This is a genomic window from Krasilnikoviella flava (genome assembly GCF_900167525.1).
Lineage (GTDB): Bacteria > Actinomycetota > Actinomycetes > Actinomycetales > Cellulomonadaceae > Isoptericola > Isoptericola flavus.
In genome coordinates this window covers 520,913-536,633 of record NZ_FUZQ01000001.1, presented here as the reverse complement: position 1 = coordinate 536,633, position 15,721 = coordinate 520,913, and the positions used below count along the sequence as shown (strand labels likewise).

General features: G+C 74.4%; 15 protein-coding genes and 1 tRNA gene. 8 read left to right on the top strand and 8 right to left on the bottom strand.

Annotation, left to right across the window (positions count from 1 at the left end; translation table 11 throughout):
* Positions 1-837: a type 1 glutamine amidotransferase gene (locus B5Y66_RS02210; protein WP_079570337.1), complete on the top strand. Its 837-nt coding sequence runs from the start codon at positions 1-3 to the stop codon at positions 835-837.
* A complete protein-coding gene (locus B5Y66_RS02205) occupies positions 837-1,634 on the top strand; it encodes a serine hydrolase (protein ID WP_079570334.1) in 798 nt (265 codons plus the stop codon). Before B5Y66_RS02210 ends, B5Y66_RS02205 begins: the two co-directional genes overlap by 1 nt.
* On the opposite strand, the gene B5Y66_RS02200 is transcribed toward B5Y66_RS02205, so the two are convergent.
* Genes B5Y66_RS02200 through B5Y66_RS02190 form a run of 3 tightly spaced genes read right to left on the bottom strand, consistent with a single transcriptional unit; the run spans position 1,631 to position 4,992 of the window.
* A complete protein-coding gene (locus B5Y66_RS02200; RefSeq protein ID WP_079570331.1) occupies positions 1,631-2,878 on the bottom strand; it encodes an MFS transporter in 1,248 nt (415 codons plus the stop codon). The genes B5Y66_RS02205 and B5Y66_RS02200 overlap by 4 nt on opposite strands.
* A 19-nt stretch (positions 2,879-2,897) precedes the next feature.
* A complete protein-coding gene (locus B5Y66_RS02195; RefSeq protein ID WP_079570328.1) occupies positions 2,898-3,401 on the bottom strand; it encodes a MarR family winged helix-turn-helix transcriptional regulator in 504 nt (167 codons plus the stop codon).
* 58 nt (positions 3,402-3,459) lie between these two features.
* Positions 3,460-4,992, bottom strand: coding sequence for an MFS transporter (locus tag B5Y66_RS02190; protein ID WP_176168756.1), 1,533 nt, complete (start codon positions 4,990-4,992; stop codon positions 3,460-3,462).
* Positions 4,993-5,116: 124 nt separating this feature from the next.
* Here B5Y66_RS02190 and B5Y66_RS02185 point away from each other — a divergent pair, with 124 nt between their 5' ends.
* A complete protein-coding gene (locus B5Y66_RS02185; protein ID WP_079570323.1) occupies positions 5,117-5,611 on the top strand; it encodes a MarR family winged helix-turn-helix transcriptional regulator in 495 nt (164 codons plus the stop codon).
* Positions 5,612-5,701: 90 nt separating this feature from the next.
* Here B5Y66_RS02185 and B5Y66_RS02180 read toward each other — a convergent pair whose 3' ends face one another.
* Together B5Y66_RS02180 and fdhD are read right to left on the bottom strand one after the other, a co-directional pair.
* The gene (locus B5Y66_RS02180; protein WP_079570320.1) at positions 5,702-8,017 is read right to left on the bottom strand and encodes an FdhF/YdeP family oxidoreductase; all 2,316 of its coding nucleotides are present in this window, start codon (positions 8,015-8,017) and stop codon (positions 5,702-5,704) included.
* Positions 8,014-8,931, bottom strand: coding sequence for a formate dehydrogenase accessory sulfurtransferase FdhD (gene fdhD / locus B5Y66_RS02175; RefSeq protein WP_079570317.1), 918 nt, complete (start codon positions 8,929-8,931; stop codon positions 8,014-8,016). Before fdhD ends, B5Y66_RS02180 begins: the two co-directional genes overlap by 4 nt.
* 146 nt (positions 8,932-9,077) lie before the next feature.
* Between fdhD and fdhA the strand changes: the two genes are divergently transcribed.
* Entirely contained in the window at positions 9,078-10,301 is a 1,224-nt protein-coding gene (gene fdhA, locus B5Y66_RS02170; protein WP_079570314.1) for a formaldehyde dehydrogenase, glutathione-independent, read from the top strand.
* Between the two features lie 48 nt (positions 10,302-10,349).
* On the opposite strand, the gene B5Y66_RS02165 is transcribed toward fdhA, so the two are convergent.
* Positions 10,350-11,219: an alpha/beta fold hydrolase gene (locus tag B5Y66_RS02165; protein ID WP_079570311.1), complete on the bottom strand. Its 870-nt coding sequence runs from the start codon at positions 11,217-11,219 to the stop codon at positions 10,350-10,352.
* Positions 11,220-11,317: 98 nt separating this feature from the next.
* Here B5Y66_RS02165 and B5Y66_RS02160 point away from each other — a divergent pair, with 98 nt between their 5' ends.
* On the top strand, positions 11,318-11,938 hold the full coding sequence (locus B5Y66_RS02160) for a TetR/AcrR family transcriptional regulator (RefSeq protein WP_079570308.1): 621 nt from the start codon (positions 11,318-11,320) through the stop codon (positions 11,936-11,938).
* Here the strand turns inward: B5Y66_RS02160 and B5Y66_RS02155 are convergent.
* Together B5Y66_RS02155 and B5Y66_RS02150 are read right to left on the bottom strand one after the other, a co-directional pair.
* Positions 11,922-12,521, bottom strand: a complete 600-nt coding sequence (locus B5Y66_RS02155) for a TetR/AcrR family transcriptional regulator (protein ID WP_176168782.1) — start codon at positions 12,519-12,521, stop codon at positions 11,922-11,924. The two genes, B5Y66_RS02160 and B5Y66_RS02155, sit on opposite strands and share 17 nt — an antisense overlap.
* 347 nt (positions 12,522-12,868) lie before the next feature.
* The gene (locus B5Y66_RS02150) at positions 12,869-13,357 is read right to left on the bottom strand and encodes a DM13 domain-containing protein (RefSeq protein WP_079570305.1); all 489 of its coding nucleotides are present in this window, start codon (positions 13,355-13,357) and stop codon (positions 12,869-12,871) included.
* A gap of 156 nt (positions 13,358-13,513) precedes the next feature.
* On the opposite strand from B5Y66_RS02150, the gene B5Y66_RS02145 reads away from it, so the two are divergent.
* From B5Y66_RS02145 to B5Y66_RS02135, 3 genes are all read left to right on the top strand, one after another.
* Positions 13,514-14,209, top strand: a complete 696-nt coding sequence (locus B5Y66_RS02145) for a response regulator transcription factor (RefSeq protein WP_245806870.1) — start codon at positions 13,514-13,516, stop codon at positions 14,207-14,209.
* Positions 14,209-15,414, top strand: a complete 1,206-nt coding sequence (locus tag B5Y66_RS02140) for a sensor histidine kinase (protein WP_245806869.1) — start codon at positions 14,209-14,211, stop codon at positions 15,412-15,414. The genes B5Y66_RS02145 and B5Y66_RS02140 overlap by 1 nt, the downstream gene beginning before the upstream one ends.
* Before the next feature lie 143 nt (positions 15,415-15,557).
* Positions 15,558-15,629, top strand: a tRNA-Gln gene (locus B5Y66_RS02135).
* Positions 15,630-15,721 lie beyond the last annotated feature (92 nt).

Sequence of the window (15,721 nt, the reverse complement as noted above, 5' to 3'; positions counted from 1 at the left end):
GTGCCCGACCGCCGACCGACCGTCGTCCTCGTGCAGAACTCGCCGCACAGCGGGCCGGGCCGCCTGCCCGACTGGCTGGACGCGGACGGTGCCACCGCCGTCGTCGTCCAGGGCGCCGACCTCGACTCCCGCGTCCCGGCCCTCGTGGGCGGGGCGTGGTCCGACCTGCCCGACGGACCCGTCGACGGGCTCGTCCTGCTGGGCGGCGGGCTGCTGCCGGACGAGGACGAGAGGGCGCCCTGGCTGGCCCACGAGCGGGCGCTGGTGGCCGAGGCCCTGGACGCGGGCGTCCCCGTGCTGGGCATCTGCCTGGGCGGCCAGGTGCTCGCGCACGTCACCGGCGGCACGGTGACGGGCCGGTCGGGCGAGACGGAGAAGGGCCTGTGCCCCGTGCGGCTGCTCGACGACGCGGCCGACGACGCTCTGCTCGGCCCGGTCGGGGAGCTCGCCGTCGGCGGCGAGGTCCGCATGGTCGAGAGCCACGTCGACTCGATCACCGGACTGCCGCCCCGGGCCGTGCTGCTCGCGACGAGCGACGCGTGCGGCGTGCAGGCGTTCCGCGTCGGCGAGGTCGCGTGGGGGCTGCAGTTCCACCCGGAGGCGGAGCCCGAGCGGATCGGCACCTGGGACGCCGACGAGCTCGCCGAGCTGGGCTTCGACCGGGACGAGCTGCTCGCCGCCGCCCTCGAGCGCGCCCCCGAGAACGAGCGGCAGGCCCGCGCGCTCGCGTCCGCTTTCGCCGCAGTCGTCCACGACCGCCGTGGGCGCGAGACGCGCCCTCGACACGCCGGTGCGCCGGGCCAGGATCGCGCCCACGACGACGCGGGGGCGCGCTGATGCCGGCCACGGGCACGCACTCCGACGGCGTCCCCGTCGTCGCGTACCAGGTGCGCCGCGCGGGCGGCGAGGTGCTCGCGGCGCGCGACGCGGACGCCCCGTTCTACGCGGCGTCGACGGTCAAGCTGGCCGTGCTCGTGGCGGCGGCCCGCGCCCTCGACGCGGGCGCGCTGACGCTCGACCAGGAGGTGGCCAGCACCGACACCTTCCGCTCCCAGGTGCCGGGCGCGCCCGACTACCGCATCGAGCCCGACGACCTCGACCCCGGCATGCCGCCCCCGGGCACGGTGCTGCCCGTGGGGCTGGTGATCGAGCGGATGATCGTCGTGTCCTCCAACGAGGCCACGAACATGGTGATCGACCTCGTGGGCCTCGACGCCTGCAACCGGGCGCTCGCCGACGCCGGCGCGGGCGCGAGCGTCGTCGGGCGCAAGTACAGCGACCTCGCCGCCGAGGCGCGCGGCGACTCGCACCGGACCACGGCGGCAGACCTGGCGGCGCTGATGTCCGCCGTCGTCACCGGGGAGCTCGCCGGGCCGGAGCGCACGCTCTGGATGATCGACCTGCTCGCCCGCCAGAGCGACCGGCAGCTCACCGCCGCCGTGCCCGAGGGTGTGCCGTACGGCTCCAAGTCGGGGTGGGTGGACGGCATCCGGCACGACGTCGCGTTCGTCGGCACGCCCGGCCCGGACGCGCTCGTCGTCGCAGTGTGCACCCGCGGCTACGACGAGGCGCACGCGGAGGAGGCGCTGCGGGCGCTGGGCTCCCTCGCGGTCACGCTTGCCGGGATCCGTTAGGAGGCGGGCCGGGCCGACGCCACCCACATCGCCGTGGCCATCGTGGCGAGCACGCCCGCGACGAGGGCCAGCGGCGTCGTCCACCCGTGGGACGCCTCGTGCACGGCGCCCATCACGGTCGGCGCGAGCACCGCGCACCCGTAGCCTGCCGTCTGCACCACGGCCGACGATCGCCGCGCCACCGCGACGCCCGGGCTGCGCTGGGCCACGAGCGTGAAGATCACCGTGAAGTTGCCGCCCTGCGCGGCGCCCGCGAGGCCCACCCACAGCCACCACAGCCCGGGCGCGAGGAGCAGCCCCAGCGGCAGGGAGATCCACATCGCCGCCATGAGGGCCGCGACCGCGCGCGCCGACAGCCCGCGCGAGAACGCCGCCGGCACCAGGAACGACCCCAGCACCGCGCACAGCTGGAACGGCGCCGCCGCGCTGCCCGCTCCGGCGGCGCTCATTCCGAGCCGGTCGTGCAAGATCTCGGGCAGCCACGCGGTCACCGCGTAGTACCCGAAGGCCTGGCCCGCGAAAGCCACCGACAGCAGCACGACCAGCCGACGCACGGCACCCCGGGCCTGCGGGTCGAGGGCGTCCAGCTCCGCCCGGGCCGACGGCGGCCGGACGCGGGCGCCGCCGGCCCCGCGGGGCGCCTGGGCGCGGCCGCGGGCCGCCAGACGGCGGCCCGCCGGGACCCACGCCGCGAGCGCGACCACCGCGAGCACGCCCCAGCCGGCCAGCGCCCACTGCCACCCGAACGCGGTCGCGAGGGGCACGGTGAGCATCGTGGTGAACGTCGACCCGAGGTTCATCGTCGCGCTGTACGCGCCCGTCACGGCTGCGGCGCGGCGGCGGAAGTCGCGGGTGATGACCACCGGCACCGCCACGTTGCCGATCGTGATCGCGACGCCGAGCACGGCGCTGCCGGCCAGCGCCGCGGGGACCGAGCCCGCCGAGCGCAGCAGCGTGCCGGCGAGGATCCCCGCCATCGAGGCGCCGAGGGCGAGCTCCGGCCCGGCCCGTGCCACCAGCACTGACGCGAGCGGCGTGCACAGCGCGAAGCACAGCACCGGGACGGAGGTGAGCAGGCCGGCCCCCGTGGGGGTGAGGGCAAGGGCGGCGGCGACCTCGTCCACGACCGGCGGCAGCGACGTGATCGGGGCGCGCAGGTTGAGCGCGACGAGCAGCAGGGCCGCCAGGAGCAGGCCGGCGCGCGCGCCGTCGTCCCGGGCGGAGGGGGAGGGGTAGGACGTCACGCGGCGGGCATCTCCGTCGTCACTCGTCGAACTGCGCGACGACGGTGCGCAGCAGCGCCGCGAGCTGGGGGCGCACCGCGGCGGGGAGCGCGTCGAGCACGCGCGCCTCGACGTCGAGCAGGTCGCTCATCGCCGCGTCGACGCGCTGCCGGCCGGCGGCGGTGAGCTGGACGAGCACGCCGCGCCGGTCGGACGGCGCGCGGTGGCGCTCCACCAGCCCGCGCTCCTCGAGCCGGTCGATGCGGTTGGTCATGGTGCCGCTCGTGACGAGCGTCTGCGCCACGAGGACGCCGGGGGACAGGCGGTACGGATCGCCGGCGCGGCGCAGCGCGGACAGCACGTCGAACTCCCAGGTCTCCAGGTCGTGCCGTGCGAACGCGCCGCGCCGTGCGCGGTCCAGGTGCCGTGCGAGCCGGCTGACGCGAGAGAACACCGTCAGCGGCTCGACGTCCAGGTCCGGGCGCTCGCGGCGCCACGCGTCGACGATCCGGTCGACCTCGTCGGACCGTGCCTCCACATCCATGCGCCGAGACTACTCCCGGTCTCTCGACGTCAAGAATCTTGACGAGTGTGATCTCGCACTACCTCGGCTGAGGCTTCGGGCGCAGGGTGATGGCCGCGACGACGGCGACGACGAGGGCGAGCGCCGCGGCGACCAGGTAGGCGGCGTGCACGCCGGAGACGTAGGCGTCCTCGGCGGTGCGCGCGGCGACGGCGTCGAGCCCGGCCGGCACGGAGCCCTGCGCGAGGCCCTGGAGCTCGCCGTCGTCGAGGCCGAGGCCACCGGTGCCGGAGCGCACCTGGGCGGCGACGAGAACGGACATGACGGCGGTGCCGAGCGCGCCGCCGATCTGGATGCAGGTGGACTGGAACCCGCCGGCGACCCCCGCCAGATGCACGGGCGCGGAGCCGACGATCGCCTCGGCGCCCGCGGTGATGGTCATGCCGGTGCCCATCGCCAGGACGACGAACGCGACCGCCATGACCCCGTACGGCGAGGTGGTCGACGAGGTCAGCAGCACCAGCAGGCCCGCGGCGGTCAGGCCGAGGCTCAGCGTTCCGGTGGCGCGGGTGCCGATCCGCGCGACGAGCAGCGCGCCCACCGGGGCCGACACGATCGAGACGGCGGACATCGGCAGCAGCATGAGGCCCGCGTCCAGCGCGGTGGCCCCGCGCAGGTTGATGAAGAACATGGGCAGCACGAACGTGGCGCCCATCAGCACGAAGAAGTTGGCGGCGATCATCAGCCCGCCGATGCCGACCGTCGTGCCGCGGAACAGCGACAGCGGCAGCAGGGCGTCGCCCGTCCGCGCCTCGGTGCGGGCCTCCAGGGCCACGAAACCGACGATCACGAGGATGCCGAGCGCGAGCAGGCCGAGGGTGCGCGCGTCGCCCCAGCCCCAGGTCTCGGACTGCACGATGGCGAACACGGTGGCCACCAGCCCGAGCGCCAGCACGACGACGCCGCGCAGGTCGAAACGGCCCGCGGCCGGGAAGCTGGTGCGGGGGAGCAGGCAGAGCCCGTACGCGAGGCCGACGACGGCGACGGGAACGTTGACGAAGAACACCGACTGCCAGCCGGACGACGCCTCGAGGGCACCGGCCAGCGTGGGGCCGACGGCGATCGCGATCGAGGACACGCCGCCCCAGATCCCGACGGCCATGCCGAACTTCTCGCGCGGGAAGGTGGCGCGCAGCATCGCGAGCGTCTGCGGCATGAGGATGCCCGCCGCGACGCCCTGGACCACGCGGAACGCGATGAGCCCGGTGGCGGTGGTCGACAGCCCGATGGCGACCGACGCGAGGGTGAACAGCACGAGCCCGCCCAGGTACAGCGTGCGGTGGCCGTACCGGTCGCCGAGCTTGCCCGCCAGGATGAGTGTGACGGCCAGCCCGAGCAGGTAGCTGTGCGTCACCCACTGCAGCTGCACGAACGTGGTGCCGACGTCGGCGGCGATCGCGGGGTTGACGATCGAGACGACGGTGGCGTCGAGGCCCACGAGGAAGAGCCCGAAGGCGACGCCGACGAGCGTCAGGGCGGGACGTCCGCGCAGCGGGAGGCGCGCGGGCGGATGCGAGGTCTCGTCAGGGGCGGGGATGGTGGCGGTGCTCACGGGGCTCCTCGGGATCGGGCTGCGGGGCGGAAGACGGCGCCGCCGGCAGAGGAATGCCCGGGGTGGAACCCCGAGCATGAATGATTATGAAACTATAACGATAATGAGCGCCTAGGATCGGGCCATGCCCGACGAGACGATCGTCACGCCCGGCCCGGGCCCCGACCGCCGTCCGCCCGGCGCCTGCGACCTCGCCGACCTCGCCGACGTCGTCGTCGAGCTGGCCCGCCACCTGGACGTCCGCTCCCCGGAGCTGCGCGACATCGTGCCGCTGACCGGGACGGAGGTGGCCGTGATCCGCGAGGTCCACCGGTCCGCCCGCCCGACGCCGTCGCGCATCGCTACCGCGACCGGCCTCGCCCGCAGCAACGTCAGCACCGCGCTGCGCACCCTCGAGGCGCGCGGGCTCGTCGTGCGCGAGCACGCCGACGGGGACCGGCGGACCGTCCGGCTCGTCGCGACCTCGCTGGCGGACGAGCACCTCGCCCGCATCCACGAGTTCTGGGGCCGCCGGCTGGGCGGCGTGCCCGACGACGTGCGTGACGCGGCGCTCGACGCCCTTCCGGCACTCGCGGCGCTCGCGGAGGCCCTCGTCGGGCCCCGCGCGCAGGACGCCTGAACTACCTCGCGGGAATCTGAACTACCTCGCCGAGACCTGAACTACCTCGGCACGGTTCGAACTACCTCGGCACGGATCGGAGTACCGCGGTCAGGCCGGCTCGAGGCGGACGACGACGGCCTTGGACACGGGCGTCCGGCTCGTCTCGGCGGTGGCGCCGAGGGGCACGAGCACGTTCGCCTCGGGGAAGTAGGCCGCGGCACACCCGCGCGCCGTGGGGTACGCGACCACGCGCTGCCCGCGCAGCACCCGGTCGACGCCGTCGTGGTACTCGCCGTGCACGTCGACGGTGGTGCCGTCCGCGATGCCGAGCTCCGCGAGGTCGTCGGGGTTGACGAGCACGACGGCGCGGCCGCCCTTGATGCCGCGGTACCGGTCGTCGCGGCGGTAGATCGTCGTGTTGAACTGGTCGTGCGCGCGGACGGTCTGCAGCAGCAGGCGACCGGGCGGGCACTCGACGTGCGCGAGCTCGTTGACGGTGAGGTGCGCGCGGCCGTCGTCGGTGGGGAAGGTGCGCGAGTCGCGCGGTCCGTGCGGCAGCCGGAACCCGTTCGGCCGCCGCAGCTTGGCGTTGTAGTCCTCGCAGCCCGGCACCACCCGCGCGACGTGCTCGCGGATGACGTCGTAGTCGCGCTCCATCGCCGCCCAGTCCACGGGGCCGGGACCGCCGGGCCGGGCACCGAGCACGGCGCGCGCCATCCGCGTGACGATCGAGACCTCGGACAGCAGCCCCTTCGCCACCGGCTCGACCTTCCCGTGCGACGCGTGCACGGCGCACACGGTGTCCTCCACGGAGACCATCTGCTCGCCCGACGCCTGCCGGTCGACGTCGGTGCGCCCGAGCGTGGGCAGGATGAGCGCCTCGCGGCCGACGACGGCGTGCGAGCGGTTGAGCTTCGTGGAGATCTGCACGGTGAGGTCGGCGCGGCGCACCGCCTCCTCCGCGGCGCCCGTGTCGGAGATCGCCCCGACCAGGTTGCCGCCCAGGGCCACGAGGACCCGGACCCGGCCGGCGGCCATCGCCTCGACCGTGCCGACCGCGTCGAGGCCGTGCTCGCGGGGCGACGTGATGCCGAACTCGGCGTCGAGCGCGTCGAGGAAGCTGTCGGGCATCTGCTCCCAGATGCCCATCGTGCGGTCGCCCTGCACGTTGGAGTGGCCGCGGATCGGCGAGGCGCCCGCGCCGGGCCGGCCGATGTTCCCGCGCAGGAGCAGCAGGTTGACGATCTCCTTGATGGTGGGGACGGCCTTGGTGTGCTGTGTCAGCCCCATCGCCCAGGTGACGATGACGCGCTCGGCCCGGACGTAGCGGTCGGCGAGCTCGTCGATCTCGGCGCTCGTGAGCCCCGTGGCGGCGAGCACGGCGTCCTCGTCGAGGTCCGCCAGGTGGGCGGCGAGCGCCTCGAGCCCCGACGCGTGCTCGGCGAGGAACGCGTGGTCCAGCACCGTGCCGGGCGCCGCGGCCTCGGCGTCGAGCACCCGCTTCGACACCGCCTGCAGCAGCGCCATGTCGCCCCCGAGGCGGATCTGCAGGAACTGGTCGGCGAGCTCCGTGCCCCGCCCGGCCAGCCCGCGCGCCGTCTGCGGGTTCTTGTAGCGCTTGAGCCCGGCCTCGGGCAGAGGGTTCACGGCGACGATGCTCGCCCCGTTCCGTTTCGCCTCCTCCAGGGCCGTGAGCATGCGGGGGTGGTTGGTGCCGGGGTTCTGGCCCATGATCACGATGAGGTCGGCCAGGGCGAAGTCGTCGTAGGTGATCGTCGCCTTCCCGACGCCGATCGTCTCGCCCAGGGCGGCGCCGGTGGACTCGTGGCACATGTTGGAGCAGTCGGGCAGGTTGTTCGTGCCGAAGGCGCGCACGAACAGCTGGTAGACGAACGCGGCCTCGTTGGACGTGCGGCCGCTCGTGTAGAACGACGCCTGGTCGGGCGAGTCGAGGCCGCCGAGCCGGTCGGCGAGGATCGCGAACGCCTCGTCCCAGGAGACCGGCACGTAGTGGTCGGAGCCGGCGGGCTTGTGCACCGGTGCGGCGAGCCGCCCCTGCTGCCCCAGCCAGTGCTCCGTGCGCGTCGCCAGGTCGGAGACCGGGTGCTCCGCCCAGAACTCGGGCCTCACGACGAGCGGCGTCGCCTCCCACGTGACCGCCTTCGCGCCGTTCTCGCAGAACTCCGCGGGCTTGCGCCGGTCCGGGTCCGGCCAGGCGCAGCTCATGCAGTCGAAGCCCTCGCGGTGGTTCATCGCGAGCAGCAGGCGCGCGGTGCGGGCCGGCCCCATGTCGCGCAGCGCCGGCACGAGCGCGTGGACGATGCCGGGTACGCCGGCCGCCCAGTCCTTCGGTGGGCGGACCTCGTCGGGCTGCGTGTCCGCGGGGTCGCCCGGCCGCGTCCCTTCCGGCTGCTGCGTGGTCATGCGGCGTCCCCTCTGCGGTCGCGGTGCCTGTCGCCCTCGTGTCCGCGGCCCTCGTGCTCCGGCGCTGCGGGACGACGCTCCTCCACGACGCGGTGGTCCCCGGCGTAGACGACGAGCGACGGGTCGCGCACGAAGCCGACCAGCGTCAGCCCGGCCTCGTCGGCGAGCTCCGCCGCCAGGGACGACGGCGCGGAGACCGCGGCGAGCACCGGCACGCCCGCCATCACCGCCTTCTGCGTGAGCTCGAAGCTGGCCCGCCCGGACACCATGAGCACGGTGCCGCGCAGCGGCAGCCGCCCGGCCGCCGCGGCCCACCCGACCACCTTGTCGACGGCGTTGTGCCGGCCCACGTCCTCCCGGACCACGAGGGCCTCGCCGGTGCCGGCGTCGAACAGGCCCGCCGCGTGCAGCCCGCCCGTGCGGGCGAACACGTCCTGCGCGTCGCGGAGCCGGTCGGGGAGGGAGGCGAGCACCGCGGCGTCCACCCGGACCGGGTCGCCCGCCACCTCGAACGCGCTGCGCGTGAACACCGCGTCGATCGACGCCTTGCCGCACAGCCCGCACGCGCTGGAGGTGAAGAACTCCCGGGCGAGCGCCGGGTCCGGCGGCCGCACGCCGGCGGCGAGGGTGACGTCGAGCACGTTGTAGGGGTTCTCGGTGCCCGGGCCCCCGGGCGAGCCGGCGCAGTACCGGGCGCCGGCCACCTGCGCGCCGTCGGTCACGACGCCCTCCGAGACGAGGAAGCCGGTGGCGAGCTCGACGTCGTGCCCGGGGGTGCGCATGGTGACCGCCAGCGAGCGGCCGTTCACACGGACCTCGAGGGGCTCCTCGCCCGCGAGCAGGTCCTCGCGGCGCGCGGTGCGCCCGCCGATCGTGACGCGCCTGACGCGGCGTCGGACGGTGACGCGGGTCATACCGCAGGCCTAGCAGACCCTCGCGCCGGGCACAACGGCAGCCCTCGTCGCAAGGTCACCCGCGCCCGACCTGCTTGTGCCGCGCGGGACGTCTACGGTCGGGAGACCGGCTCAGACCGGGCCGGACGTGTTCGAGGAGGAGCACCATGGCAGACACCAACCGCGCGGTCGCGTACCAGGGGCCGGGCGAGGTCGCGGTCATCGACATCGACTTCCCGACGTTCGAGCTCAAGGACGGCCCCGGGGTGAACCCGGCGAACGTCGGCAGACAGGTGCCGCACGGCGTCATCGTCAAGACAATCGCGACCAACATCTGCGGGTCGGACCAGCACATGGTGCGGGGGCGCACGACGGCGCCGGCCGACCTCGTGCTCGGTCACGAGATCACCGGCGAGGTGGTGGAGACCGGCCGGGACGTGGAGTTCGTCAAGGTGGGCGACATCGTCTCGGTGCCGTTCAACATCGCGTGCGGGCGCTGCAGGAACTGCAAGGAACGCAAGACCGGCATCTGCCTGAACGTGAACCCGGACCGGCCGGGCAGCGCGTACGGGTACGTCGACATGGGGGGCTGGGTCGGCGGGCAGGCCAACTACGTGCTGGTGCCGTACGCCGACTGGAACCTGCTGCGGTTCCCGGACCGCGACCAGGCGCTCGAGAAGATCATGGACCTGACGATGCTGTCGGACATCTTCCCGACGGGGTTCCACGGCGCCGTGACCGCCGGGGTGGGCGTCGGCTCCACGGTGTACGTGGCCGGGGCGGGCCCGGTCGGGCTCGCCGCCGCGACCGGGGCGCTGCTGCTCGGCGCCGCCGTCGTGATCGTCGGGGACATGAACGCCGACCGGCTGGCGCAGGCCCGCACGTTCGGCTGCGAGACGGTCGACCTCACGAAGGGCGACCCCGGGGAGCAGATCGAGCAGATCCTCGGCGTGCCCGAGGTCGACTGCGCGATCGACGCCGTCGGCTTCGAGGCCAAGGGGCACGGCGCGGACTCCGGCCACGAGGCACCGGCCACCGTGCTCAACTCGCTGATGGACATCACGGCGGCGGGCGGGGCGCTCGGCATCCCGGGGCTGTACGTCACCGGGGACCCGGGCGGGATCGACGAGGCGGCGAAGAAGGGGTCGCTGTCGCTCAGCCTCGGCACGGGGTGGGCGAAGTCGCTGGCGTTCACCACCGGCCAGTGCCCGGTGATGAAGTACCACCGCGGCCTGATGCAGGCGATCCTGCACGACCGCGTGCAGATCGCGAAGAACGTCAACGCGAAGGCCATCACGCTCGACGAGGCTCCGCGCGGGTACGCCGAGTTCGACGCCGGCGCCGCGACGAAGTACGTCATCAACGCGAACGGCTACCTCGACGGGAAGTGACGGCCGCCGCCGTCGCATCGAGCCGCTCGACGCGACGGCGGTGCCGTGTCAGGCGTCGTCGTGCGCCTGGAGGAACCCGTCGACCAGCGGGAGCACCTGGTCGGGCAGCTGCCACAGGACGCCGTGCCCGCCGCCGGGCACGAGCTCGACGCGGGAGCGGCGTACGTGCTCCGTGATGCGCCGACCGGCGGCGACGGGGTCGCCGATCCTCGTGTCCGCGCCGAAGAACGCCAGGGTGGGGGCGGCGATCGCCCGCAGCCGGTCGTCGGTCAGCGGGCTCGGCCACGGGGTGCGACGGCGGTAGCGCATCGCGGCGAGGGCGAGGGCGCGGTCCTCCTCCGACGCGGGCACGCCGGGCATGAGCCAGTCGTCGAGCCGTGCGAGGTTGCGCGCGGTCGGGAACGCGGCGGCCCGGACCATGCGGGTCAGGACCTTCCGCGACGGCTTGACCAAGGCGGAGATGCCCTCGCCCAGGACGAGGCCTGCGACGCGGTCGGAGGCGCCCCCCAGCAGCGCGGCGAACCAGGCGCCCTCGGAGTACCCGAGGACGTGCGCGCGCTCGAGCCCGAGGCCCTCGAGCAGCTCTGCACCCCAGGAGCCGTAGGCCTCGGGCGTGGTCAGCGGCGCGGTCTGTTCGCTCCGGCCGGCCGTGCCGACGACGTCGGGCGCGTAGACGACGCGGCCCGCGGCCAGGGCGGGCACGACGCCGTGCCAGCTCAGGCCGGTGCCGTTGAGGCCGTGCAGCAGCACCAGGGGGGTGCGGGGGCCGTCGCCGCTCCGGCGCACCTGGGTGGGGCCGTAGGTGGTCTCGACCCGGACGTCGGTCGACGGCAGCGGCCAGCGCTCCTCGAGATCGCGGTACGCCGCCTCGTACGCGGTGCGTGCGGCCTCGCTGGTGAATCGGCCTGTCGACGGCATCGGACCTCCTGGTGCGCGGTTGATGGTATGACCATACCATCAACGTGGTACGGTCATACCATCAACGCCACCGACCAGCACCGACGAAGGGAGCGCCCGTGCCGCGACGGGTCGACCACGAGGAACGCCGCCGCCAGATCACCGACGCGTGCCGCCGCGTCGTCGCGCGCGACGGGCTGGAGGCGGCCACGTTCCAGGCCGTCGCCGCCGAGGCCGGGGTCTCCGTGCGGCTCGTGCAGTACTACTTCGGTCACAAGCACGGGCTGCTCATGGCGACCCACCGTGCGGTGATCGAGGACGCGGCCGGCCGGTTCGGTGGCGGGGAGCCCGCCGCACCGCCCCCGCCCCGCGCGGTCCTGCGCGCCGTCCTGGCGGCCCTGCTGCCGCTCGACGACGCCCGCCGTGCGGACGCCGTCGTGCTCGCGGCGTTCCACGCCGCGGCGCTGACGAACGAGGCGGTCGAGCCGGAGGAGCTGCGCGGCGCCCCGCGGGTGCTCGTCGACGTCGTCGCCGCGCAGGTGCTGCGCGCGCGGGGCGACGACGGTGCGGGCGGGGCCGGCACGGTCCGCCTGGACGCGGAGCTCGTGCTCGCGGCGGCGGCAGGGCTGACCCAGGGGATCGTCGCCGGGCACCTCACCGGCGAGACGGCGCTCGCCGTCGTGGACCGCCTTCTCGACCAGCTCGTCGGGGCGGCGCCGGGAGTCAGCGGGACTTCGTGAGCTCCGGCTTCTTGACCATCCCGGACAGGCCGTTCCACGCGAGGTTGGTGAGGTGCGCGGCCACCTCGGCCTTCTGCGGGCTGCGGGCGTCGAGCCAGTACTGCCCGGTGAGCGCGACCATGCCCACGAGCATCTGCGCGTAGAGCGGCGCCGCTCTGCGGTCCAGGCCGTTCGCCTTGAACTGGTCGCCGAGGATGTGCTCGACCTGGGTGGCGACGTCGCCGATGAGGCTGGAGAACGTGCCCGTGGCCTGGGCGACGGGGGAGTCGCGCACCAGGATGCGGAAGCCGTCCTCCGACGCCTCGATGTACCCCAGCAGGGCCAGCGCCGTGCGCTCCACCAGCACCTTCGGGTGGCCGCCCTGCTCGAGGGCGCCGGTCAGCGCGGAGGTCAGCGCGCGCACCTCGCGGTCCACCACCACGGCGTAGATGCCCTCCTTGCCGCCGAAGTGCTCGTAGACCACCGGCTTGGACACCTCCGCGCGCGCGGCGATCTCCTCGACGCTGGTGCCGTCGAAGCCCTTCTCGGCGAACAGGCCGCGGCTGACCTCGAGCAGCTGCTCGCGTCGCTGGCTGGCCGTCATCCGGGCGCGCGGCGGTCGCTTGGGCGCTCGGGAGTCGGAGGGCATGGAGCCCATTGTGCCCGGGCCCGTGGTCAGGGCGCGACGACGCGGGCCCGGGCGGCCCGCCGCCGGAGGACGGCCGGCAGCGACCAGGTGCCCGCGGCGAAGCGGGCAGCAAGGACGGCGGCAGCCAGGACCGCTATGGCGGGGTGCTGCCAGACGAGCTGGTCGGCGAGCCGGTACGTCGCCGGGTCAAGGTCGACGCGACCCCTCGTGCAGCCACAGCAGGCCGAGGGCCACGCGGGTCGCCCCGGCGAGGACCGGGGCGACGCGCGCGGAGGTGGTGGCGGTGCGGGGCACGGCAGCCGTCACATCAGGGTGGCCGCGCCGAAGACGGCCTCGGCCTTGTCGCAGTGCACGACGACGTCGGTGTAGCCGTCGACGTCCATGTCGTCGAGGGTGAACGTCTGGGACTCCTCGTCGAAGGCGACCGTCCCCAGCTCCGTGCCGGCGGAGACGGCCGCCTCGTCCGTGCCCTTCGCGAGGTAGAGGTGCAGGTCGCGACCCTCGTCGGAGGAGAACCCGGAGAGGGTGACCGTGTCGCCCTCGACCGTGACCGTGCCCTCGACGCTCTTGTCGTTCAGGCCGGCGAACGTGCCGTGCTGGGCCATGGGCTCCGCCGAGGCCATGTCGTCGGACTCCATGTCGTCGGAGCCCATGTCGTCGGAGGACATGGACTCCGTGGCGGTGGGGGCCATGTCGCCGGAGCCGGAGCCGGAGCCGTCGTCCGCGCCGCACGCGGACAGGGTCAGTGCCAGGGCGACGAGCCCGGTGGTGGCGAGTGCCTTCGCACGCATGTGAGACGTCCTGTTCGTCCGGGGCCGGCCCTCCCAGGGGCGACCCGATGGCTGATACGACGACGAGGCAAGCACCGCGCCGCCGGGTCCGGGGCCGTTCTTTCAGTCCCGTAAGGAGCGCCGGCACTCCCGCGGCGGCTGCGTACTGTGCTCGGCATGGGCGGCGGACGGGCGCGGGTGATGGTCGTGGAGGACGACGCGGCGGTGCGCACGGTGGTGGGCGACTACCTGCGAGCGGCGGGGTACGACGTCTCCCTGTACAGCGAGGGCGTCAGCGCCCGGGAGGCGCTGCGGGCCGACCTGCCCGACGTGCTGGTCGTGGACCGGATGCTGCCCGGCGTCACCGGGGACGACCTGTGCCGCGAGGTGCGCCGGTCCTCGGACCTGCCGGTCATCATGCTCACCGCCCTCGGGGCCGTGGAGCAGCGCATCCGTGGCCTGGAGCGCGGTGCGGACGACTACGTCACGAAACCGTTCGCGCTCAAGGAGCTGCGCCTGCGGGTCGACGCCCAGCTGCGGCGGCGCACGCCGGCCTCCCCGGCGGACGCGTTCACCGTGGGGGACTTCCGCATCGACCCGGGCCGCCGGCGCGCGTGGCGCGGCGGCGAGGAGATCGCGCTCACGAGCCGCGAGTACGAGCTGCTGCTGTACTGCGTGCAGCACCCCGACCAGGTGCTGGCCCGCGACGACCTCCTGGGCGAGGTGTGGGGGTGGAGCTTCGGGGACACCTCCACCGTCACGGTGCACGTGCGCCGCCTGCGGGAGAAGGTCGAGCCCGAGCCCCGCTACCCGGTCTACCTGCGCACCGAGTGGGGCGTGGGCTACCGGTTCACGCCGCGAGGAGACGCCTGATGACCGGGATGTTCGACGGGATGCTGGACGCCGGGGACGTCGGCCTGATCGTGCTGACCACGACGGCCTGCACGGCCGTGGTCACGGGGCTCGCCCTGGCCGTGCTGCGCTGGAACCGGCGCGGGCCGGTCGCGTCCCAGGTCGCCGTCGTCGTGGCCGCGGCGGTCGCCTCGATCGTCGCCTCGGTCGTGGCGGTCATGGTCGAGATGTTCATCTCCGCCCACGACCTGGTCGTGCTGAGCACGGTGATCGTCGTGTCCACGGTCATGAGCCTGGCCGCGGCCTGGCTGACCACCGCCCGCGCGGTCCGCCGGTCGGTCGGGACCCTCACCCGCTCCGCGCAGCGGATCGCGGACGGCGGCGTCGTCGCGCCCACGGCGGCCGGCTGGAGGGAGTTCGACGACCTGCACACCCAGCTCGTCGACACCTCGGAGCGCCTCGCCGCCACCCGCCTCGAGATCGACAAGCTCGACGCCGCACGCCGCCAGTTCTTCGCCTGGATCTCCCACGACCTGCGCACCCCGCTGGCCGGCATCCGCGCCATGACCGAGGCGCTCGACGACGACGTCGCCCCCGACCGGGACGCCTACGTGCGCACCATCCGCGCCAAGGTCGACACGGTGACCGCGCTCGTGGACGACCTCTTCGAGCTGTCCACCCTGCAGAGCGGCACCCTGCGCCTGGAGCGCGAGCTCGTCGTCCTGCTGGACCTGGTCTCCGACGCCGTCGTCGACGTCCGCGCCGCCGCGACCCGCCGCGGCGTGCGGATCGTCCAGTCCGGGGTCGAGGGCCACCTGCTGTGGGCCGACCCGCGCGAGCTGACCCGCGCGATCGGCAACCTCCTCGCCAACGCCGTCCGCCATGCCCCAGCCGGCACCGACATCCTCGTCTCCGCACACACCCGCGACGACGACCACCTCGTGATCAGCGTCCTCGACCACGGCAGCGGCGTCGACGTCACCGACCTCGGCCACCTCTTCGACGTCGGCTGGCGCGCCAACGACGCCCGCACCACCGAGCCCCCACCCGACACCGGCCCCGACGCCGGCCCGAGCACCGGGCACGGCGCCGGGCTCGGCCTCGCGATCGTGCGCGGCATCGTCGAGGCCCACGGCGGCGAGGTCGCCGCCGCGCACGTCCCCGACGGCTTCGAGCTCGCCGTGATGCTGCCGCGCGGCCGGGCGCCCGCCGCAGCCCGCTCCTGACCCGGGTGTGGCGCGCGCCACGGCGCCAGCGGTCGCCGAGGGCCGGGACGCGTGCCGAGGCGGTCTGTCGGACCTGGCAGACTGAGGACGGACGCCCGACGGTGCCGCGCCCGCTGGGGCGTGAACCCGGCCCGGGGGACCGATCCGCCTTGGTGTAATCGGCAGCACAGAGGTTTTTGGTGCCTTTGGTCCAGGTTCGAGTCCTGGGGGCGGAGCTCGTGCACCATCGACAGAGCACACCCGAGAGAGACGGAGCACTCGTGGTCTCGACCCTTCGACAGGCTCAGGACAACGCCACCGTGAGGCC

What these genes read in the sequence shown, in the direction of transcription:
- B5Y66_RS02205 (WP_079570334.1), top strand. Translation starts at nt 837, where the DNA reads ATGCCGGCCACGGGCACGCACTCCGACGGCGTCCCCGTCGTCGCGTAC.
- B5Y66_RS02195 (WP_079570328.1), bottom strand. Translation starts at nt 3,401, where the DNA reads ATGGATGTGGAGGCACGGTCCGACGAGGTCGACCGGATCGTCGACGCG.
- B5Y66_RS02185 (WP_079570323.1), top strand. Translation starts at nt 5,117, where the DNA reads ATGCCCGACGAGACGATCGTCACGCCCGGCCCGGGCCCCGACCGCCGT.
- B5Y66_RS02180 (WP_079570320.1), bottom strand. Translation starts at nt 8,017, where the DNA reads ATGACCACGCAGCAGCCGGAAGGGACGCGGCCGGGCGACCCCGCGGAC.
- fdhD (WP_079570317.1), bottom strand. Translation starts at nt 8,931, where the DNA reads ATGACCCGCGTCACCGTCCGACGCCGCGTCAGGCGCGTCACGATCGGC.
- fdhA (WP_079570314.1), top strand. Translation starts at nt 9,078, where the DNA reads ATGGCAGACACCAACCGCGCGGTCGCGTACCAGGGGCCGGGCGAGGTC.
- B5Y66_RS02165 (WP_079570311.1), bottom strand. Translation starts at nt 11,219, where the DNA reads ATGCCGTCGACAGGCCGATTCACCAGCGAGGCCGCACGCACCGCGTAC.
- B5Y66_RS02155 (WP_176168782.1), bottom strand. Translation starts at nt 12,521, where the DNA reads ATGACGGCCAGCCAGCGACGCGAGCAGCTGCTCGAGGTCAGCCGCGGC.
- B5Y66_RS02150 (WP_079570305.1), bottom strand. Translation starts at nt 13,357, where the DNA reads ATGCGTGCGAAGGCACTCGCCACCACCGGGCTCGTCGCCCTGGCACTG.
- B5Y66_RS02145 (WP_245806870.1), top strand. Translation starts at nt 13,514, where the DNA reads ATGGGCGGCGGACGGGCGCGGGTGATGGTCGTGGAGGACGACGCGGCG.
- B5Y66_RS02140 (WP_245806869.1), top strand. Translation starts at nt 14,209, where the DNA reads ATGACCGGGATGTTCGACGGGATGCTGGACGCCGGGGACGTCGGCCTG.